The following is a 20,983-nucleotide window of genomic DNA, read 5'->3' on the forward strand; positions in this document are numbered from 1 at the left end:
AAAATTAGCGTTTTTTTTTCTGATTAATCAAAATGCTTGCTTTCGACTCTTTCTATTTTCTCTGTTTTGATCTTCTGATCCAGCAGTGGTGCAGATTCTACAACAACATTGTGGCTCGCGACGCCATAAGCCGTGAAATCATTACTTCCCAGTTTTTTTACAAAATTGTAGATGTTGAGAATGATCTTGTCTCGGATCGTGAGCAGGAAGTCATTGATGTAAACATTGTCAATGATGACAAATTTGAGATCCGGCGGGATATTGTGTGTTCTAAGTGATGGATGCGAACTTCTGGATGGGATCGTTCCTTCCTCCATCATCTCTGCCAAGACTTGTTGGAAATAATCGTTGATCCTTCTGTCTCTCTTGAAACCTAGTAAGAAACTGATCTTGTAAATAGTGCCCGGTAGGATCTCTTCCACATTATATTTGAAACTGTAAGGGTCTTCCTGGTTGACAATATTAAGAATGAAATAGTGATCCGCTCTCTTAGGTTGCGCCCGTATGATGGAATAAATAATTTTTGATTCTACTTCATCGTCTCTCTTCGCACGGCTGATGAAGGCAAGATTGGTCGCGTATTTTGGAATGGTCTCATCCAGCTTCATATCCTTTATGGTTGAGATGTATTTTTCCAGTTTCACAAATTTGATGAAGGTTGTTTTGATGATTCTCCCGTTATACCAGGCGTACATGCAGATGCCAATAAATCCAGCTAAGATGACAGACATCCAGCCTCCGTCAAAGAATTTGATGATGTTGGCACTGAAAAATCCACCCTCTATCACGATATAAACCAATGCAAAAAGGGCGATCCAAATCTTATTGGTTCTTGTTTTGAGAAACCAGAAAATCAATAAAATGGTAGTCATCAGCATCGTGACAGTGATGGAAAGTCCGTAAGCGGCCTCCATTTTGCCTGATTCTTTGAAGTATATAACCACAATGAAACACAATAAAAGAATTCCCCAATTGATTTTCGGAATGTACATTTGGCCTTTGATTCCCGATGGGTATTCGATTTCCTGATTGGGCCAGAAATTGAGCGACATTGCTTCCGAGAACATCGTGAAAGCACCAGTAATTACCGCCTGACTGGCAATGATAGCTGCTGCAGTTGCGAGCACGACACCGGGAATGATAAACCACTCTGGCATGATTCCGAAAAAGGGATTCTTCCCACGGAAAACTTCGTGGTAATTGCTGAGTAGCCATGCACCTTGTCCAAGGTAGTTCAGGATCAACATCGATTTTACAAAGATCCAGCTTACTTGTATGTTTTTCATGCCACAATGTCCAAGGTCAGAATATAAAGCTTCTGCTCCTGTTGTACACAGGAAAACAGCACCCAAAATAACAATGGCACTAGGCGAATTGTATATTAATTTGACCGCGTAGTAAGGGTTGAAAGCTCTCAAAATAGTTGGATGTTCTACCAGATGAACCAGGCCGAAACCTCCCAGAACCAGAAACCAAAGCACCATGACAGGTCCAAAGAACTTCCCAATGAAACTGGTTCCAAATTGCTGAACGACAAAAATAATGATCAAAATAGCCAATGTGATGGGAACAACAGGTGGTTTGTGTGTTACCAGCTCCAGACCTTCTATGGCAGACATGACTGTCAGTGATGGCGTGATGATACTGTCCGCCACCAAAGCCGCACCTCCAATAATGGCGATCAGGTAAAGCCATTTTTTCTTAAAACGCTTGACGAGAGAATAGAGCGAAAGGATGCCGCCTTCACCTTTGTTATCTGCTTTTAAAGCAATGATAACATATTTGACCGTGGTTTGTAAAGTAAGTGTCCAAATGATACACGAAAGTGCACCTTCTATGTATTCTTCAGAAATGATTCCACCCGCTTTTCCAGCGTTAATGATGGCTTTCATAACGTACAAAGGTGATGTTCCGATGTCTCCGAAAACAATTCCCAATGAAACTAAAACTCCAATCAAGGAAAGTTTTTTGAGGTCAAAATGACCGCTGCTATCTTGCGACATAATAAAGGCTTGTTGTAAAAATAATTCTGCAAATTTAGATTATTTTACATTCTAAGGAATTTTTTTGATGAAAATGTAATATTAAAGCGTGTTTTAATATTTATGTTGCTGTTTTATAGTTGGTTATATTTCGTTTTTATAAGTATGCAGCAAAATTCCATATTTTTCTTTTTTTTAGGTAATTTAAGTTTTGATCGTTCTCATAAGCTTCTCTTTCGAAACTGATGTTGCGGTAAGCAAGGTCAGAGTTTTTGTATTTGAGATAGTTGATATAATACTCTGACAGATACCAAATATAAAAAGGAATGACCAAAAGTTCCAGCTGCTGACGAAGGTGAATTCTCTCATGGTTGATGAGTACTTTGTTCTGTCTGTATTCCTTTTTTTTCAGGAAAATAAACGGAAACAGAGTAATCCCCGAAATTTTAGTATTTTTGAGTAATCTTTGGCAGACAATTATCATTCTTCGAAGTTAGAGTTTAGATGTTAGAAATCAGATGCTGGATCTAAATTGTAATGCATAGATGTGGATTGATGAATAATCCTGCAGCCCGACTTGAGCGGAAATCCTTTTTTGCGTGGACTCACGTTCAACTTGGTGGGAAGCGTCTGCAAAAAAGATTGACTTCGTCGAACCACTTCGTTAGGTTTGGGAGTGGAAGGCGGATAAAGCTGCCATAAAAATTCTCATTAATAATCGATCAAAGATAAAAATTTTGGTACAGTTTTTTAACTTATGAAACTAAATGACATCAAAGAGAATGAAGACTTTTATTATAACGAGCAAGGTTATAAGGTTTTTACAGAAAAGTTCCACCTGAAACGCGGCTTTTGCTGTAAAAGTGGATGCAGACATTGCCCGTACGGTTACGATAAAAAGACGGATACCTTCATTAAGAAATCTAAGTAAACACCTATATTATGAAATCTGAGATTCACGAATTCCAACAAAAAAACAGATATAAAATGAGTAAACAATATTTCTTCATATTACTGGCAGCAGTTTCCTTGGGAGTGACTTCGTGCAGCCCTTTTCAGGTGAAATCTGACTATGCTGCAACGGCCAATTTTGCGAACTACAAAACTTATCTTCTGAGAACAGACGATTTGAAACTGAATGACATAGACAAAGACAGAGTCCTGAACGAGTTGTCTAAGCAATTGCAGGCGAAGGCTTTGATAGCGGCTCAGAATCCTGATTTGATCGTGAATGTAAAAGTAACTCATAAAAAAGTACAGGATATCACCACTTCTTACGGAGGCGGATTCGGTTGGGGAAGACCTTACGGATGGGGCGGCGGATTCGGGATGGGAAATACCTGGACCAATAATTATAACAGCGGAACCATTATCTTGGATATGATTGATGCGAAAACCCAGAAACTGGTTTGGCAGGGAATCGGAAGCGGACTTTCTGTAGATTCTCCAAAATCGAAACAAAGACAAATTCCGGAAATAGTTGCTGAAATAATGGCGAATTATCCGCCGCAGAAAGGGAGATAAAAAGATGTATTTTAGAAATTAGAATCTAGAGTTTAGAAATCTTGAACCGTGTCGTTATTTAACGAGACGGTTTTTTATTCCGAAATTTTGATGACCAGAAGTTCTTTGGCTTCTTTTAATATTTCTGATTTTCTTTCTGGATTGAGTTCCAAAATGTCTAATAAATTCTGATTTTGGAATAATTCCTTTACCAAAACACATTTGTTTTCCAGCAGTTTTTGTTTCTGTTTTTCGTCAAGTGTTGTGAGGCAAGTGACTGGATATAAAGTATTTTGGTTAATTAGGCTTTTGATATTCTTGTCCTTTGGGTAATCCCAAGACAGCAATCTGAGTCCGTAATATTCTGCGAAAGCGATAGAATCTTTGGTGAAGTAAGTATTTGTAATCAGCCATCCATCCGTAAAGTTGGTTGGTGTACCAAACAAATTATAATTGATTCCGGAAATATCTTTGATTCTGGACAAGACGTACATTGGCGTCGTGACGGATATTTTCGTTTCCTCATCGTTCCGGAATTTGCATTCTACCCAATAGGTTTTCTCGTCTTTTTTAGCGATGACATCGGCTTCGTGGGTCACGGCGTGACCTTTTATGAGCTGTCCGGTTTCGGTTTTATAGCCGATGTTTTGGAAAACTCTGGCAATCCATTGTTCGAAATAGAATCCTGCAGGTCCCAATTCCAGCAATGCTTTTTTCAGACTGTATCTTGCGGCAACAGAATTTGAGATTTTCTTCAGTTCATCAAAAGCGAGTTTGTAAAGTTCGCGCGTTGTAATGCCATCTATGCAATTTGGCAAAATAATTTCCAACACTTTTTTCACAGAAACTTCATCTGCTCCGGAATACCGAAGTGAATTTTCTAGTTTACTGATTTCAAATTCTACAATTTCGCCAGCGTTATTTCTGATTTTCATAATTGAGTTGGATTTTTAACGCAAAGGCGCAATTTTTTAGATTTTGATAATGTTGAAAGTCGCAAATTATATGATCGAAGATAAAAACTTTGCGACTTTTTATTTGATGATTTTCAATAAATTTTTGCGCCTTTGCGTTAAAATTTTCTTCTATTTATTCAACAAACCACATTTCAAATCGGCTGCCTTGCTCCAAAGGTTTATAATTTAAATAACCTTTGTGCGCTTCGATAATACTTTTGCTGAGCGTCAAACCAATGCCTGAACCGCTGATTCTGGTCGTAAAAAACGGAAGGAAAATCTTGTCTTTAATTTCATTTGAGATGCCGATTCCGTTGTCCTCAACACTTAACAAAACACGCTTATTGAAAGTTTTGATTTCAGTTTTGATGACTCTTTCTGGATGATCGGCGACAGCATAAATTGCGTTCAAATAAAGATTAATCAAACAGCGTTCAATCATTTTTTGGTCTGCAAAAATCATTTGGTTTTCTAAAGAATGAATGACTTTAATCTGATTTTTTTCAAACTCTGGTTTGAGGAAATTGATCGCAGACGCTACAATATTCGTTAAAGAAATGGTTTTGAAAACCGGTTTCGGAAGTTCAGCAACCTGCCGGTAATCGTCAACGAAATTCAGCAATTGTTTTGATTTTGAATTGATGATCATCAGGCTTTCCTTCATTTCGTCTTGATCTTCTTTGCTGATAAGTTCCTGATTGGCAATGTACTCCAGGTTTTGAATCAAACTATTAACCGGTGTTAAAGTATTTAAAAGTTCATGAGAAATGACTTTCATCAAGTTGTTCCAAGCGAGTTTTTCTTTTTGCTCAATGATTTTCTGAACAGATTCTAAACTGATGATACAGAAACGGTTTTTGATATTTTGTACTTTTTTCGTTCGAAGGGAAAATGACTGTGTTACATTTTCATTGATAGAAATATCAAAAAATTCCTGTGAGTTTTCATAGTGGGTTTGCTCGATGATTTTATAAAATTCTGAGGTTTTGGATTCGTACAAATCCCAGAAATGATATTTCGGAATCTGTAATGTTTCCAGGAAAATTGGGTTCACATAAAACACTTCCCACTGATTGTTTTTCTCGGAAAGGATCATCAACCCGATTTCTAATTGATTCAGAATTTCTTCATACAAAAGTTTGTAGGATGACAAAGACAAATGCTCTTCTTTGCTTTGGTAATAGAGTTTTACAGCGTTATCAACTAAAGCATTTCCCTCTGTTTTTGGGAAAAGAGAAAAATCTTTTTTCTGAATCGCCCATATTATTTTATCACTTTTCTGAATAAATGACAAAGCCGAAACCTGAGCCATAGCGATACAACCAATGCTGACCATCGTAAACAAAGCGAAGTTGATCCATTTGTTTTGTGAATAGAAATCGAAGGCGAAAATCCCGCTGGCAATCGCCAACAGAATAAATAAAAGCCAAATACATTGTTGCTTGTTCATACCAATAATTTAAAAATCTATCGTCGAAAACGACTGACGATCAACCAAATCACAACTCAAATTTTTCCATTCTTCTATAAAGCGCAGCTCGTGACAATCCCAGATCTTCCGCCGCAAGAGAAATATTTCCTCTGTGTTTTTTCAACGCTTTTTTGATGAGGATTTCTTCCATTTCCTCGATGTTAAGATTGATCATTGGTTTGTCCGATTCTTCATCTTGAGGCATTAATAATTTCAGATTTTTCTCATTAGAAAGAATCACGCTTCTTTCCATAGAATGATCCAATTCTCGGATATTTCCAGGCCAAGAATAAGTCGTTAACTCATTAATTAAAGATTCATTTAAAGCTAAATCTGATTTATGATATTTCTGTTTGTACTTTTCTAAGAAGTAATTTGCAAGCGTTGGAATATCTTCCAATCGAGCTCTGAGACTCGGAATTTGAAGTTCTACCGTATTGATCCGGTAATACAAATCTTTTCGGAAACGATTTTCAGAAACGGCTTTTTTAAGATTTTCATTGGTTGCAAAAATAAATCTAACATCTAAAGTTCGTTCTTTATTTTCCCCAATTCTCGTCAATTTTCTATTTTGAATTAAACTCAATAATTTGGTTTGAAGATGAAGCGGAAGATTCCCGATTTCGTCCAAAAATACAGTGCCGTTCTGTGCATTTTCAATTTTACCAGAATAATCCCGATTGGCATCTGTAAAAGCTCCTTTTTTATAACCAAATAATTCTGCCTCAAACAAATTGTCCGAAAGACTTCCCAAATCGATATGAACAAACGGCTGGTTTTTCCTTTCAGATAATTCGTGGATATGCTCAGCTAAAACATATTTTCCAGTTCCGTTTTCTCCCAAAAGCAAAATATTGGCGTCAGTCGGTGCCACTTTCGTGATTTGCTCCATCACTTCCTGCATCGCAAAAGACTGCGTTGCCAGCTGATACTGATTGGTTTTGACGCTAACATTTTCCCACTGATTGAGTTTTTTATTTTTTCTGGAAATATCAACTGCGAGATTCACGGAAGCGTACAGTTTTTCATTATTCCAAGGTTTCAGAATAAAATCCGAAGCACCATTTTTCAACGCTTCCACGGCCAATTCCACCTCGCCATACGCGGTCATCAGAATGATGGGAAGCTGAGGTTCCAAAGTTTTGATTTCGTTCATCCAATACAAACCATCTTGTCCGTTTTCAAAGCCTTTGCGGAAATTCATATCGAGAAGAACCGCGTCAATCTGATGTTCTGCTAAAAATTTCAGAATATTCTTTGGTTGGCTGAGACAGCTCACTTCTGTGAAAAATTTCTTGAGCCAAACTCTCGCCGAGAATAATATATCCTCGTCATCGTCAACTATTAAAATATGAGCTTCTTTTTTTCGCATTTTTGAATTTAAAATTAAATTTTGATAATCCTTCGAGAACCTCAGGATGACAAATATTAATGAAACAATCAACTAAAAACTAATTACTCTCAACTAAAGCTGTTCGTTTTCGCACAAAAAGTGTCCGATAATGAACAGTGTTAAAATTAATTAAAATAGATGTATTCACATTTTCAGAGAGTTACAAAGTTATAAATCTCTGGCATTTGCATTGTGTAATAGTCTGTAATTAAATAAGTTATCTTAAATATGGATACGAAAATAGTGAAAAAGAAGTCCAAACTAAAATTAATATCAATAATCGTTGTTTCCGCTTTGGCAGTTTCAGTTTTTGGATGGTATTTTCTGACTCAGAAAAAAACGTACAATGTGAAATTGGAAGATATTCAAACTGATGCTGTGACGAACGGCAAATTCGAAGATATGTTGATGGTGACGGCGCAAACGCAATCTCTTAATTCATCTTTAGTGAATGTTTTAGAAGGTGGTGCAGTAAAGGAAATTTTTGCAGAGGACGGACAAATGGTCACTAAAAATCAACCCATTGCGAGGGTTTACAACCCGAATACGGAATTTAATTATCTGAATCAGGAAACTGGGATTATGCAACAAATCAGTCAGATGAGAAGTTCACTTTTGGAATTGAAGAATCAGGAATTTAATCAGGATAAAGAGTTGTTGCAGTCTCAAAATGATTATAATACGGCGTTGCAAAGTTTCAATCTTCAGAAAAGATTGTACGATGCGGAAATCGGAAAGAAAACCGATTATGACATCGCTTTGCAAAATCTGAATTATCAAAAACAAAGAAAAGTAATTGTAGAAAAAGGCGCTTCAAGTGAAAAAGCTTCTAGAAATTCTCAGTTTTCTGCCATCAATAATTCTATCAATCAAATGGAAAAAAGTCTTAATATTCTTCGTTCCAATAAAAATAATTTCCTGATTATGTCGCCTGTTTCAGGAAGATTGTCATCGTTCAATATTTCATTAGGACAAAATCTGACAAGTGGTGAAAGCATCGGAAAAGTAGATTTGATGGGCGGTTACAAGCTGATCGCAAAAGTGGATGAATATTACATCAATAAACTGCAAAACGGCATCAAAGGAAGTCTGGAAAGCAATGCGAAACAATTTGAAGTCATTATTACCAAAATCCTTCCGGAAGTGAAAGACGGACAATTTTCTGTAGAACTTAATTTTGTGGATGTAAAACCTGAAAACTTAAAAATCGGAATGACCTTCGGCGTGAAGTTGAAATTGTCTGCCGATACACAAAGCGTGATGATTCCGAAAGGAAATTTCTACAAAGACACGAATGGAAAATGGATCTTTGTCCTGAAAAACAACAAAGCCGAAAAACGAAACATCAACCTCGGAAGAGAAAACCAAATGTATTATGAAGTCGTTTCCGGATTGAAACAAGGCGAAACCGTGATTACGTCAGATTATACGGAACTTAAGAAATATGAAATATTAGATATTCAAAAATAATTAGTTATGAAAAATATATTCCTAATATTATTATGCTCATTCTCAGTTATGGCATATTCTCAGAATCCAAAAAGTAAGCTGACTGAATTAGAATGGGCAATTTCTTTCAAAAACAATCACGTCATTTTTGAATGTTCCAAAGGCTGCAATTATTCGTATTTAAGTTTTGATTCATATCGAAAAGTAATTCTTAATGAAAATGCAATGGCGAATCTGGAGAAAAATCCAGACGAACAAAATTCCAATTTCTTGGTTCAATATTCCAAAAAGGGAAACCAAATTAATCTGGAAGGAATCAAAGGCGTGGAATGGAAAAACATTACTTTGACCAGAGATTTAAACTCAAAATATTATATCAATCAAGCAGGCGAAATCAGAAAAATAACACTTTAAAAAATTACTAAAATGATAAATATTCAAAACCTTTCAAAAGTCTATAAAACCGAAGATGTACAAACCAACGCCTTAAACAATGTAAGCCTTAGCATCAAAGAAGGCGAATTTGTAGCGATAATGGGACCTTCAGGTTGTGGAAAATCAACTTTCCTTAATATTCTTGGATTATTAGATAGTGCTTCTTCCGGTTCTTACCAATTTGAATCTGTTGAAACCATTGGAACTTCTGAGAAAAAAAAATCAGACATCAGAAAGAAAAATATAGGTTTCATTTTTCAGAATTTTAATTTGATAGATGAACTCACGGTTTATGAAAATATTGAACTTCCATTGATCTACAACGGCGTTTCTTCCTCAGAAAGAAAAAAACGAGTGGGGGAAATTATGGAGAAAATCAATATCGCGCACAGAGCGAAACACTATCCACAGCAACTTTCCGGCGGTCAGCAGCAGAGAGCGGCCGTTGCAAGAGCTTTGGTCACAAAACCAAAACTCATTCTTGCCGATGAGCCAACAGGAAACCTGGACAGTTCCAACGGAAATGAGGTAATGAACCTTTTGGCAGAACTTCACAGAGAAGGTTCTACCATCGCGATGGTAACACACTCATCTTATGACGCTGGTTATGCTTCCAGAATCGTGAATATGAAAGACGGCGAGATCTTCAGCGAAGAACATTCGACTCAAAGAAAAGACGTCTTCGAAAAAGCAGACGCCAAGAATTTTGAGTAAAAAATCCTCCCTTAACCCCGCCAAAGGAGGCGAACTAAAAGTTCCAACAGGAAGGACAATTTACCAAATTATAGGAATTGATTCCTATTGATATGAGAACATTCATTCAACTATTTTATAATTAATTACAGGGATTCAGAAGCTTCTGTTTCTCTGTGATTTTTCATCAATCATCATTTATAATTTATCGACTATGCTCAACAACTGGCTCAAAATTGCCTTTATCAATTATAAAAAAAACTGGCTTTCCACCATCATCAATTTGTTTGGGTTGACGATCGGACTGACAGGATTTATGCTCATTCTGATGCATTGGAATGACGAAGAATCCTTCGAAAAATGGAATCCGAAAAAGGAAAATATCTTTTATTTTCAAACCTACCATAAACCAGAAAACTCTTACGGGAACAACATTTCTATTCCAATGGCAAAGCGTGCGAAAGAAGTCATTCCCGGTATTGAAGATTACGTTTTGTTCAACGGTTCCGGAATTGGTTTGAAGATGACTACCAGAGTGAAAACTGTTTTCCAAAAAGATGGAATGACAGCCAGTGATAGTTTTTTCAAATTTTTCCCTTTCAAATTGGTTTCCGGAAGTTATAAAGATGCTTTGAAGGGAGAAAGTGTGATTGCGCTTTCCACCGATGCTGCTAAAAATCTCTTCGGGAAAACCAATGTGGCTGGCGAAAGTGTGAAATTTGATAACAAAAATTACGTTGTAACCGCTGTTTATGAGTTGCCTAAAGAAAATTCCCAGATAAAACCTGAGTTCATTATCAAACCTGGGCAGATGAAAGATGATGAAAAATGGTGGGGCAACTTCAATTATGGTTCATTTTTTATGCTGAAACCTGGAACCGATACGAAGGTTGTGCAGCAAAAATTTGTGAAAGATGTTTTTGAATATCGCGCAAGTTTGGAGAATAAAGAAGCCGGAGTCACCATTCAACAATACCTTGACCTTTATGGCCCCACGGACAGTATTCTTACGCCATTGGTTGAAATAAAACTCCACGCAAAAGCATCTTGGTTTGGTCCGGTAGATTTCAAAACTTTGATGATCTTGTTTACGCTGTCAGTGTTAATTGTGATTTTATCAGCCATTAACTTTATTAATCTAAAAACGGCGCAAGCGTCTCAAAGAGCAAAAGAAATTGGCGTAAGAAAAGCGATTGGAAGCACAAAAACCGATCTCGTTTTGCAGTTTCTGATGGAAACATTTTTGATTTGTATGGCCTCGTATTTACTGGCTTTGGCTTTGACAGAGCTTCTTTTGCCGAGTTTCAACAAGTTTTATGACAAAGAAATGGCGATGAGCGATTGGCGAATTTATTTCTACTCATTTGCGATGGTTTTGATGGTGACCTTGATTTCTGGATTGATTCCTGCAACTTACCTTTCCAACTTCAAAGCAATTGAAACATTGAAAGGAAATTTCGCCAGAAGCAAACATGGCGTTTGGCTGCGAAACGGAATTTTGACTTTACAGTTAGTAATATCTTCATTCTTCATCATCGGCGGATTGATCGTGAATCAGCAAGTTAAATATATGATGAACAAAGATCTGGGCTACAACGGGAAACAGATTATGATGATTAATTTCAGCGAAAGTGACCCGAAACCTTGGCTGAAATATGAGCGTCTGAAAACCGAGATGAGAAAAATTAAAGGTGTAACCGATATTTCTTACGGTGAAGCAGTTCCTGGAAATGGAAGAAGCAGTTCATCAAATATGGATTTTAAAGATAAGAGTATCCAAGGTCAGCACGGATCGATGGATTATAATTATTTGAAATTCATTAATGTAAAACTGAAAAATGGACGCTGGCTGGATCCGAATCTTTCATCGGATACCATCAATAATGTGATGGTAAACGAAGCTTTTGTGAGAAAATTCGGTTGGAAAGATGAAGATGCTTTGAAAAACGAGATCAGACCTGGATTTGACAACAAAAACTATAAAATTGTAGGGGTTGTAAAGGATTTTAACATCAGAAGTTTGAGAACACAGGTAGAACCAATCATTTTTTTCCATTACCGAGAAACCGAATGGAAGCGATTCAATGTCTATAATATCCAGTTGAAAATTGACCCGAACGACATCGATGGAACGGTAAAAAGACTGAAAACCTATTGGCAGAATGATGTGGAGCAAGGTTATCCTTTTGACTATTATTTCCTGGATCAGCAGTTTGCCAAAACCTTTGAGAAATATCAGAAACAGCAAACATTATTCACCATCCTCAATGCAATGGTTTTAATGGTCGCATTATTAGGATTATTCGCATTGTCATCATTGATGATCGAGCAGAAGCTGAGAGACGTGGCCATCAGAAAGACGCTTGGCGCATCAGACAAAACCTTGATTTTTGGCTTAACGAAACAGTTTCTGTGGATCTCGCTGATCGCCGTTGTCATCAGTATGCCGATCAGTTATTATCTGATGAATGAGTGGCTGAAAGATTTCGCTTACCGAATTGATATGCCGGTTTTACCATTCATTTTAAGCCTTGTCACTTTGCTCTTATTGACTTTCTCAGTTGTAAGCATCAAAGCGTATCAGGCTACAAAGGTGAACCTTATAAAATATTTGAAATACGAATAGAAGCGGGAAGTCTGATGATGGAAGCGGGAAGTTTTTAGCGCAGCAGTTAAACTTCCCGCTTCCATCACCCAACTTCAAACCCAAAATCATTTATCATTTATAATTCATCAATTATGCTGAAAAATTGGCTCAAAATAGCCTTCATCAATTACAGAAAAAACGGGCTTTCCACGATCGTCAATATCTTGGGATTGGGTGTTGGTCTGTGTGTTTTCCTGTTGATATTCATCCATTGGCAAGACGAAAAATCCTATGAAAAATGGGTTCCGAATAAAGAAAATATTTATTTGGTAGAAAATCATATTTCCAGTTTTGGAGATCTGTCTCAATCCAGCTATCCAGAATTGTACGTGTCCAAAGAAAAATTTCCAGAAATTGAAGATTACACGATCGCGAATATTTGGAGCTGGTACAAAACGAGATTGATTGCTGGCGAAAATTCCAGCTATTCCACAACGGGACAGGTTTCCAGTCAGTTTTTCAAATTTTTCCCTTTCGAGACAGTTGCTGGGAATATCAATAATGCATTGACGGACAAATCTCAGATGGCGTTATCCGAAGAAACAGCGAAACAATTATTTGCTGATGACTATAAAACCAGCATTGGAAAAACCGTCAAGACAGATCAAAACGGCAATGTGTACACGGTTTCTCTGATTTATAAATTACCTAAAGAAAACTCAGTTTTCAAAGCGGATTATCTCATATTGGAAAATCAGCCCAAAGATGATACGCAATGGTTGAGCTATAGTTTTTTTGGTCTTTTCAAAGTGAAACCAGGAACGGATATTCAGCAGCTGGAAGATAAATTATCAAAGCAGCAACAGCATCACGAAGAGATTATTTCAAAAAAATGGGGTTCAGTAGTTGATAAAAAAAATCCCACCAAAGTATTTCTGACGCCCATCAGCAAGATCAGACTAGATGCAAAAGGTGGAGGAATTGAAATGGGCGATAAAAAATCGATAAAAATATTACTCGGCTTATCTGTCTTAATTTTGATCTTGTCGGGAATTAATTTAATTAATCTGAAAACCGCCCAAGCCGCTCAAAGAGCAAAAGAAGTGGGTGTGAGAAAAGTAGTTGGAGGTAGCAAGAAAAGCCTGGTCATGCAGTTTTTGATAGAAACGTTGATGATTTGTCTGGTCGCATATTTTATGGCTTTTGCTTTGGTCGAGTTACTTTTGCCTTCGTATAACAAATATCTTGGCAAAGAAATCAAACTGAATGATCCTCATATCTTCATCGCCTCAGCAGTTCTGTTGATGTTGTTCGCGCTTCTATCAGGCATTATTCCGGCTACTTACTTAGCCAATTTCAAACCCATCAATACACTGAAAGGTAATTTTTCACGAAGCAAACACGGCGTCTGGTTACGGAATTCTATCCTGACTTTGCAGTTGGTCATCTCTTCATTTTTTATCATCTGTTCATTAATTATCAATGCTCAGGTAGATTTTATGATGACCAAGGATCTCGGTTTCAGAGGCAGTCAGGCCATCCAAATCGATTTCAAAAAAACCAATTATAATGAGAAAGATTACGATGTCAAAAAATATGAATTGTTGAGAGATGAAGTCAGAAAAATCCCTGGTGTTGTTGAAACCACTGGTTCTGTACAGTCCCTGGGAGCAGGACTTCGCAACGCTTCTAATGTGAAATATGCTGCGGACACCACCAAAATGATCAGCAATGTTGCGGTTGGAGGCATCGAGGAAAATTACTTTCGTTTTTATCATATCAAAATGGTCGCCGGGAGTGATCTCAACTGGAAAAAAACTTCGGATACAATCAGCGGAACCGTTATCAATGAAACTTTTGCAAAAAAAATGGGCTGGAACAATCAGCAGGCCATCGGAAAAGAAATTCTCCCCGGTTGGGAGGACAAAAAGAAATATAAAATTATCGGCGTGGTCCAAGATTTCTATTACGGCGGTGTGGATCAGCCGATCGAAGCGGCCGCTTTCTACAACTACGACAGAAACTGGGCCAAAAATAGTATGACCAATTTGCAGATCCGATTGGACAAAAACGACATCGAAGGAACCATCAAAAGAATCAAAGAATTTTGGCTCGCAAAAGCCGAGCCGGGATATCCTTTTGATTATCAGTTTATAGACAAGCAGTTTGCAAAAACCTTCGAGAAATTCCAGAAACAACAAACGCTTTTCACAACGCTGAACATCGTGGTTCTGACAGTGGCATTACTGGGATTATTCGCTTTGTCATCACTACTGATAGAACAGAAACTAAAAGATGTTGCCATCAAAAAAACGCTTGGCGCAGAGGAGAAAACCATCATCTGGGATTTGACGAAAAGATTTTTATCCATCTGTTTTTTCGCTGTATTATTAAGCATACCGCTGAGTTATTACGCAATGAACGAGTGGCTGAAAGATTTCTCTTACAGAATCGATATGCCCGTGTGGCCATACGCTCTCAGTCTGATCTTACTACTGATCCTAACCTTCATCGTCGTGAGTTTCAAAGCTTATCGTGCCACGAAGATCAACCTCGTAAAATATCTGAAATACGAATAACGATAAAAGTTTGGTGTTAGATCATCCAACCAAAATTTAAAACAATGAAAAAACTATTCTTCATATTCATCATCAATTTTTTCCCAGCTCAGCAAAGTTGGACCTTAAGACAATGTCTGGATTATGCAGCGGCCAATCATCCATTGGTAAAACAATCTTCGGTCCGTATTCAGAAAAACGACCGTCAGATCTCTGCCGCCAAAGGAATGTTATTGCCATCTGTAGAAGCCGGGATTAGCCACAATTATAACTTTGGTTTAGGAATTAATCCGGACAATAATCAGCGTGAAGCCATCAATACACAAAATGACAATGTTTACGCACAAGGCAATTGGGAGCTGATGAACTGGCGCAATTACCTGATTATTTCTTTGTCAAAAATTAATAAGGAAGGGTCAACCTACAAAATGAAACAAGCCCAAAATGAGGTCAAACTGAATGTCATTCAAACCTTCTTCAATTATCAGAACAGCAAAAGCTGGCTGGCTGTTTTGGAAACTCAGATTTCCGGAATCGAGGATCAGATCAAACGTACCGAGAAAGAAGTGGAAATTGGTAACCGCCCAAAAAGTGATGTTTATGACATCAAAGCCAACCTCGGAACTTTGCAGGAACAGTGGGTTTCCGCAAAGAATTCCAGAGACCTTTCTAAAATTAATTTGCTTAATGCCTTAGCCATTACAAAGGATTCCTTGGACTTCAAAATGGAGGACACATTGATCTCAGTTTCCAATTTCAATGACATAGATTTTGTCCAAAATCTTCTCGAAAAAAATCCCGCTTACCAATCTGTTCAGACAGAAATAAAAGCACAGCAAAAAAATATAGACATCGCAAAATCTGCTTATTTTCCGACTTTGAACGGCTCTTACAACTGGTCAAGCTTTTACAGCAAAACCTTGGGCGCATCGGCAGACGCATTCTCGGATCAGTTCAAAAGAAACAAAAACCAGCAGGTTGGTTTAAGTCTCCATATTCCTATTTTCAACAAATTGCAGGTCAAAAATAATGTCGAGATTGCCAAACTGAATGTCATCCATTCCAATTATGATAAAGAAATCGTGATCAATAATCTCACGCAAAGCATCCATTCCATTAAGGCACAATATCAGAATTCGGAAGAAAAATTCACCTTACTGCAGGCCAATTTCGAAAACCAAAAACGCTCTTTCCAAAAATCCGAAGAGAAATACAAAGAAGGCCTGATGGATGCCTACACCTTTTTCGTGGTGCGAAACAACTGGCTTCAAGCCAACTACAATCTCATCAGCAGTAAAAACGAAGTCATCCAACAAACCGAATTGCTTAAAGTTTTCGAAGCTGGATTTTAAATCCAATATTATTATCAACACGTCTTTGAACGATGTCTGCCTGAGCGGAGTCAAAGTCTTTCATCATCACTCAAAACATACATTTAGTTTCTCGAATCCTTCCGAAATTGATGACCTCGGAGGGATTTTTTATTTTTAGAACAATGATTTGGGCGCCTTTATCCGCCTTCCGTTCCCGCTATTTTTGCCGACCCAAAAACCAGCCACAAAAAATGAGCTCCACTAAAGTCGGGGCGCGCTTCGCAAAGTTGAAGATTGGTCTTTCAATCCACGGTGGTCTTACCATTCAAGTCTTCAAAATTGGCATCATCTGCGAGAAAAAAAATCCTTGCCAAGCGTCTTTGCGAACCTCAAAAATATTTTCAATAATTTCAAAAAATCCTTGCGCACCTCCCGTTTAAAAGAACAATTTTACGTCCCATCTTTGATAAGCGAAGCAGCTTCGTGAACCCAAATTGTTTTCGCTAGATTCAAAAAAACTTTGTGAACTTTGTGTGCAAAATCACTCGTTTTTTCAATTTAAAAATCGCATTTTTGCAAGCCTTATTTCCAGAGATTAAGATGAAACGTCTTGACGTTCCATCTTACCTTAAAAAGACAATAAAAACTACAGATGAAACTTTGTATAGCCGAAAAACCCAGCGTTGCCCGTGATATTGCCAAAGTGTTGGGCGCCAACAATCCCAAAAGTGGCTATATGGAAGGAAACGGCTATTGCGTCACCTGGACTTTCGGACACCTTTGCACGCTGAAAGAACCGCAGGATTACGCGCCACATTTCAAATCCTGGGATCTGATCTTCCTGCCAATCATACCCAAACAATTCGGAATCAAATTGATTGATAACAATGGTGTAGAGAAACAGTTCGATACCATCGCAAAATTAGTCCAGGAATGTGATGAGGTCATCAATTGTGGTGATGCCGGGCAAGAAGGAGAACTTATCCAACGATGGGTATTGCAAAAAGCCAAATGCGACAAACCAATGAAGCGCTTGTGGATATCGTCCCTTACAGAAGACGCTATCAAAGAAGGTTTCGCCAATCTGAAACCTGCGGAAGATTATAAAAATCTATATCTTGCTGGCAACGCAAGAGCAATCGGCGACTGGCTTTTGGGCATCAATGCCACCAGATTATTTACTAAAAAATTTGGCGGAAACAAAGCGGTTTTGTCAATCGGACGCGTTCAAACGCCAACGCTGGCGATGCTCGTGCAACGTCAAAAAGAAATCGATGCGTTTTCTCAGGAAGAGTATTGGGAACTCAAAACCAAATACCGGGATGTGCTTTTCAGTGCATCCATTGACAGACTCAAAACTTTAGAAAAAGCAGAAAAAGGCTTAGAATATCTCAAAAAAAATGAATTCGAAATTGTCTCTTTCGAGATCAAAGAAGGCAAAGAAAAGAACCCAAGATTATTCGATTTGACGGGACTTCAGGTGGAAGCGAATAAGAAATTTGGTTTCTCAGCGGAACATACACTCAATTATATCCAGAGTCTGTACGAGAAAAAACACACGACGTATCCAAGAGTTGATACGACCTATTTATCAGAAAGTTTATACCCGAAAATTCCCGGTATTCTGAGAAGTATGACGATTTATTCGGACTTGATTTCGCCTCTCCTTTCTCAACCAATCCCGAAGACGAAAGCCGTCTTCGATGATACAAAAGTGACGGATCACCACGCCATTATTCCCACAGAAATTCCGCCTTCTTCAAATTTGAGTCGGGAAGAGAAATTGATTTATGACCTCGTCGCCAAACGCTTCATCGCCGTTTTCTATCCCGAATGTAAAATTTCGAATACTTTAGTGGAAGGTCAAGTGGGGACCATTCCGTTCAAAGCTTCCGGAAAACAAATCCTTGAACCTGGTTGGAGAGCAGTTTACGCAAAAGATAAAAAAGAGGAGAAGGAGGAAAAAGATAAAGACGAAGAACAGACGATTCCGGAGTTTGTATCCGGCGAAAAAGGCGAACACGCACCACTCATTCATCAGGGAAAAACCTCGCCACCAAAACCTTACACAGAAGCTACTTTGCTAAGAGCAATGGAAACTGCGGGGAAACAGGTGGAAGATGAAGAACTTCGTGAAATGCTAAAAAATAACGGCATCGGAAGACCATCAACCCGAGCCAATATCATCGAAACCTTGTTCCGAAGGAAATACATCGAACGCAAAAAGAAAAATCTGGTGGCGACTTCTATTGGCATCGAATTAATTGACACCATCGAAGACGAAGTGCTTAAAAGTCCTGAACTTACGGGAGAATGGGAATCGAAACTTCGCAGAATCGAAAAAGGAGAGTACGAAGCCAACCAGTTCAAAGATGAATTGATATATATGGTCACGGAACTCACGAGAAAAGTGATCAGTGCAAAAGGAAAAGTGATCAATTTTGAAGAAGAAAAACCGGCACCTCCGAAAGAAAAAGTAGCAAGGGTAAAAACCGAAATCATCTGGACAGAAACCCAATGTCCCAAGTGTAGAGCCAACAATTTGATGAAAGGAAAAACCGCCATTGGCTGTTCGGATTTCAAAGCTTGCGGTTTCAAAGTTCCGTTTGAAATACTTGGAAAAAAACTGTCAGAAAAGCAACTTCAGGATTTGATTCTAAAAAGTAAAACCTCTAAACTGAAAGGTTTTACAGAAGGACAGGAAGAGGGCGTTTTGGTAATGAATGAAGATTTTGTGATTGGTTTAAAATAGAAAAACCCTTTCAGCTTCAATCTGAAAGGGTTTTAGAAATTAACACCTTTAATGGTCGTGCAAAATTACTTCACAACAATTGCTTTCTTCAGATTACTGTCTATTTTGTAATCTGTACTGTTATTGATTTTTACATTTTCAAAAACGATATGATTGGCGTTTTTCCCAACAATTCCTTTTTTACTCGTGATATTCACGTTTTTAAAATAAAGATTCTCAATCAGTTTCTCAGGAAGTCCAGTGAAACTAAAAGCGGTTTCCGACGAAGCGCAGTTCACATTGCTCACATAAAAATCGTGGAAGTAAGGCACTTTTTCACCAGTATGCTGAGCCTCTTCGCTTTCTTTGGTGCTTCCAACCGGCGCATCAGCATAAAAAGTATCAAAGAAAACCGCAGATTTCACAATGTTTTTCATTTCGATATTTTCGATGTAGATCTGGCTTACATCACCACCTCTTCCAGAGTTACTTTTCACTCGTATTCCGATATCCGTTCCGTCAAAAGTACAATTGGTAACATAGATGTTTTTCATTCCGCCGTCGGTATTACTTCCAATGACGAAACCGCCGTGACCTTCATTCACCGTGCATTCTGCGATGATAACGTTTTGCAGATTGGCTTCTCCGTTTTTCGGAGTTCCGCTAGATTTCATACAGATTCCGTCGTCGCCTGCATTCACTTTCGTGTTGTAAATAATCACATTTTTCGACGCACTGATGTCGATTCCGTCGCCATTTTGAGCCCATTTCGGATTGTAAACGGTAGTGTTTCTGATGACAAGATTGGTGATTTGTTTAGGATTGATGACAAATTTTGGTGAGTTTCGGAACGTTGGTCCGTCAATCAAAAGATTCGTCACTTTGGAAAGCGTGAACATCATCGGTCTCAAAAAATGATGCAACTGCTGGTACATATCAATCGTCGCATTGGGCGTTTTCGTAATCACTTTTGCCAGTTCTTCACCATTCTTTGCCGATTCGCTTGGCCACCAGATTTTGCCGTCATCGCTAAGCATACTTCCTGGTTTTGCTAGTAATTCTTTCCATTGTGCGTCCGTCGTTTTAAATTTCTTCACAGGACGCCAAGCTTCACCTGCGCCATCAAAAATTCCTTTTCCGGTGAAGGAAACATCCTTTAGGTTATTTCCCCAAATCGGAGCCGTTACTTCAAATTTACCGGGAGAAGATTCTCTCATCGGAAATTCTTTGATATCACTGCTGAACTGCACGATTGCACCTTCCTCCACGTGAAAATCGATTTTACTTTTCAGCTCGATTGGACCCGTTAACCAAGTTCCGGCTGGGACAATCAATCTTCCGCCACCTTTTGTAGCAATTGTTGTGATGGCCTTTTCGAAAGCTTTTGTATTCAGGGTTTTTCCATCCGCAACACCTCCAAAATCCTTGAAGTTGAAATCCTTTTGAGGAATTGTAGGTAATACCATTTCACCGAATTTGAATGGCGCTTTCTGGATGTAATAATTGATGTCATTTTTCTGAGCAGAAACCAAAGCTGCAACAGAAAATGCAAGACCTATTAATAATTTTTTCATTGTTTGTATAGAAATTTATATTTTAAAAATTGATGGTAAAATATCTAATTGAAAATCATTTATCATTAATAGTTTATCATTTATATTTATTTGGGCAACTTTTCCGCCTTCCGTTCCCGCTATTTTTGCCTTCGCTTTTCCCGCTGCAAAAAATGAGCTCCACTCAAGTCGGGTTGCGTTCAATTCGCTCTTCCAAAAGCAGATTCAAATCATACTTAGTACTTTTTATCTGATACTTAATACCTTTATGTGATACGGAAACTTTTAACCTTATCCTTTGTACAATTTGTTTGCAGGTAAAATTAGAAAAAATATCTGCTGGCGCAATCGATTGCATA

General features: G+C 38.0%; 15 protein-coding genes. 9 read left to right on the top strand and 6 right to left on the bottom strand.

The window, feature by feature from the left end; all coding sequences use genetic code 11:
* Window positions 1–23 precede the first annotated feature (23 nt).
* Window positions 24–2,003 carry a KUP/HAK/KT family potassium transporter gene (locus F564_RS0106200; RefSeq protein ID WP_028121861.1) on the bottom strand — a complete coding sequence of 660 codons (1,980 nt, stop codon included), beginning with the start codon at window positions 2,001–2,003 and terminating at the stop codon, window positions 24–26.
* A 136-nt stretch (window positions 2,004–2,139) separates the two neighbouring features.
* Complete coding sequence (locus F564_RS0106205; protein ID WP_028121862.1) at window positions 2,140–2,466, bottom strand: hypothetical protein; 327 nt, start codon at window positions 2,464–2,466, stop codon at window positions 2,140–2,142.
* 273 nt (window positions 2,467–2,739) lie between these two features.
* Here F564_RS0106205 and F564_RS20750 point away from each other — a divergent pair, with 273 nt between their 5' ends.
* The gene (locus F564_RS20750; protein ID WP_161625929.1) at window positions 2,740–2,913 is read left to right on the top strand and encodes a DUF5522 domain-containing protein; all 174 of its coding nucleotides are present in this window, start codon (window positions 2,740–2,742) and stop codon (window positions 2,911–2,913) included.
* 56 nt (window positions 2,914–2,969) lie between these two features.
* A complete protein-coding gene (locus tag F564_RS0106210; RefSeq protein WP_028121863.1) occupies window positions 2,970–3,506 on the top strand; it encodes a DUF4136 domain-containing protein in 537 nt (178 codons plus the stop codon).
* A gap of 74 nt (window positions 3,507–3,580) precedes the next feature.
* On the opposite strand, the gene F564_RS0106215 is transcribed toward F564_RS0106210, so the two are convergent.
* From F564_RS0106215 to F564_RS0106225, 3 genes are all read right to left on the bottom strand, one after another.
* On the bottom strand, window positions 3,581–4,420 hold the full coding sequence (locus tag F564_RS0106215) for a restriction endonuclease (RefSeq protein ID WP_028121864.1): 840 nt from the start codon (window positions 4,418–4,420) through the stop codon (window positions 3,581–3,583).
* Between the two features lie 154 nt (window positions 4,421–4,574).
* Window positions 4,575–5,891 (bottom strand): sensor histidine kinase, encoded by a 1,317-nt coding sequence (locus tag F564_RS0106220; RefSeq protein ID WP_028121865.1) that lies wholly within the window; start codon window positions 5,889–5,891, stop codon window positions 4,575–4,577.
* Window positions 5,892–5,940: 49 nt separating this feature from the next.
* On the bottom strand, window positions 5,941–7,284 hold the full coding sequence (locus tag F564_RS0106225) for a sigma-54-dependent transcriptional regulator (RefSeq protein WP_028121866.1): 1,344 nt from the start codon (window positions 7,282–7,284) through the stop codon (window positions 5,941–5,943).
* 249 nt (window positions 7,285–7,533) lie between these two features.
* Here F564_RS0106225 and F564_RS0106230 point away from each other — a divergent pair, with 249 nt between their 5' ends.
* The 7 genes from F564_RS0106230 to F564_RS0106265 all read left to right on the top strand — a co-directional run bounded on the left by F564_RS0106230 (window position 7,534) and on the right by F564_RS0106265 (window position 19,092).
* Window positions 7,534–8,775, top strand: coding sequence for an efflux RND transporter periplasmic adaptor subunit (locus F564_RS0106230; RefSeq protein WP_028121867.1), 1,242 nt, complete (start codon window positions 7,534–7,536; stop codon window positions 8,773–8,775).
* Between the two features lie 6 nt (window positions 8,776–8,781).
* Window positions 8,782–9,168 (top strand): hypothetical protein, encoded by a 387-nt coding sequence (locus F564_RS0106235; protein WP_154656816.1) that lies wholly within the window; start codon window positions 8,782–8,784, stop codon window positions 9,166–9,168.
* Window positions 9,169–9,180: 12 nt separating this feature from the next.
* A complete protein-coding gene (locus F564_RS0106240) occupies window positions 9,181–9,903 on the top strand; it encodes an ABC transporter ATP-binding protein (RefSeq protein WP_028121869.1) in 723 nt (240 codons plus the stop codon).
* Between the two features lie 193 nt (window positions 9,904–10,096).
* The gene (locus tag F564_RS0106245) at window positions 10,097–12,508 is read left to right on the top strand and encodes an ABC transporter permease (RefSeq protein WP_028121870.1); all 2,412 of its coding nucleotides are present in this window, start codon (window positions 10,097–10,099) and stop codon (window positions 12,506–12,508) included.
* A 113-nt stretch (window positions 12,509–12,621) separates the two neighbouring features.
* Window positions 12,622–15,048 carry an ABC transporter permease gene (locus tag F564_RS0106250; RefSeq protein ID WP_028121871.1) on the top strand — a complete coding sequence of 809 codons (2,427 nt, stop codon included), beginning with the start codon at window positions 12,622–12,624 and terminating at the stop codon, window positions 15,046–15,048.
* Window positions 15,049–15,092: 44 nt separating this feature from the next.
* A complete protein-coding gene (locus tag F564_RS0106255; RefSeq protein ID WP_028121872.1) occupies window positions 15,093–16,379 on the top strand; it encodes a TolC family protein in 1,287 nt (428 codons plus the stop codon).
* A 613-nt stretch (window positions 16,380–16,992) separates the two neighbouring features.
* Window positions 16,993–19,092, top strand: a complete 2,100-nt coding sequence (locus tag F564_RS0106265) for a type IA DNA topoisomerase (RefSeq protein ID WP_028121874.1) — start codon at window positions 16,993–16,995, stop codon at window positions 19,090–19,092.
* Between the two features lie 65 nt (window positions 19,093–19,157).
* Here the strand turns inward: F564_RS0106265 and F564_RS18810 are convergent, their stop codons facing one another.
* On the bottom strand, window positions 19,158–20,645 hold the full coding sequence (locus F564_RS18810; protein ID WP_051259584.1) for a glycoside hydrolase family 28 protein: 1,488 nt from the start codon (window positions 20,643–20,645) through the stop codon (window positions 19,158–19,160).
* Between the last annotated feature and the right edge of the window lie 338 nt (window positions 20,646–20,983).

This window comes from Epilithonimonas tenax DSM 16811 (assembly GCF_000428485.1).
In the GTDB taxonomy this organism is placed as follows: Bacteria; Bacteroidota; Bacteroidia; order Flavobacteriales; family Weeksellaceae; genus Epilithonimonas; species Epilithonimonas tenax.

Coding starts and splice junctions, on each gene's coding strand:
- F564_RS0106200 (WP_028121861.1), bottom strand. CDS start 2,003: ATGTCGCAAGATAGCAGCGGTCATTTTGACCTCAAAAAACTTTCCTTG.
- F564_RS0106205 (WP_028121862.1), bottom strand. CDS start 2,466: ATGATAATTGTCTGCCAAAGATTACTCAAAAATACTAAAATTTCGGGG.
- F564_RS20750 (WP_161625929.1), top strand. CDS start 2,740: ATGAAACTAAATGACATCAAAGAGAATGAAGACTTTTATTATAACGAG.
- F564_RS0106210 (WP_028121863.1), top strand. CDS start 2,970: ATGAGTAAACAATATTTCTTCATATTACTGGCAGCAGTTTCCTTGGGA.
- F564_RS0106215 (WP_028121864.1), bottom strand. CDS start 4,420: ATGAAAATCAGAAATAACGCTGGCGAAATTGTAGAATTTGAAATCAGT.
- F564_RS0106220 (WP_028121865.1), bottom strand. CDS start 5,891: ATGAACAAGCAACAATGTATTTGGCTTTTATTTATTCTGTTGGCGATT.
- F564_RS0106225 (WP_028121866.1), bottom strand. CDS start 7,284: ATGCGAAAAAAAGAAGCTCATATTTTAATAGTTGACGATGACGAGGAT.
- F564_RS0106230 (WP_028121867.1), top strand. CDS start 7,534: ATGGATACGAAAATAGTGAAAAAGAAGTCCAAACTAAAATTAATATCA.
- F564_RS0106235 (WP_154656816.1), top strand. CDS start 8,782: ATGAAAAATATATTCCTAATATTATTATGCTCATTCTCAGTTATGGCA.
- F564_RS0106240 (WP_028121869.1), top strand. CDS start 9,181: ATGATAAATATTCAAAACCTTTCAAAAGTCTATAAAACCGAAGATGTA.
- F564_RS0106245 (WP_028121870.1), top strand. CDS start 10,097: ATGCTCAACAACTGGCTCAAAATTGCCTTTATCAATTATAAAAAAAAC.
- F564_RS0106250 (WP_028121871.1), top strand. CDS start 12,622: ATGCTGAAAAATTGGCTCAAAATAGCCTTCATCAATTACAGAAAAAAC.
- F564_RS0106255 (WP_028121872.1), top strand. CDS start 15,093: ATGAAAAAACTATTCTTCATATTCATCATCAATTTTTTCCCAGCTCAG.
- F564_RS0106265 (WP_028121874.1), top strand. CDS start 16,993: ATGAAACTTTGTATAGCCGAAAAACCCAGCGTTGCCCGTGATATTGCC.
- F564_RS18810 (WP_051259584.1), bottom strand. CDS start 20,645: ATGAAAAAATTATTAATAGGTCTTGCATTTTCTGTTGCAGCTTTGGTT.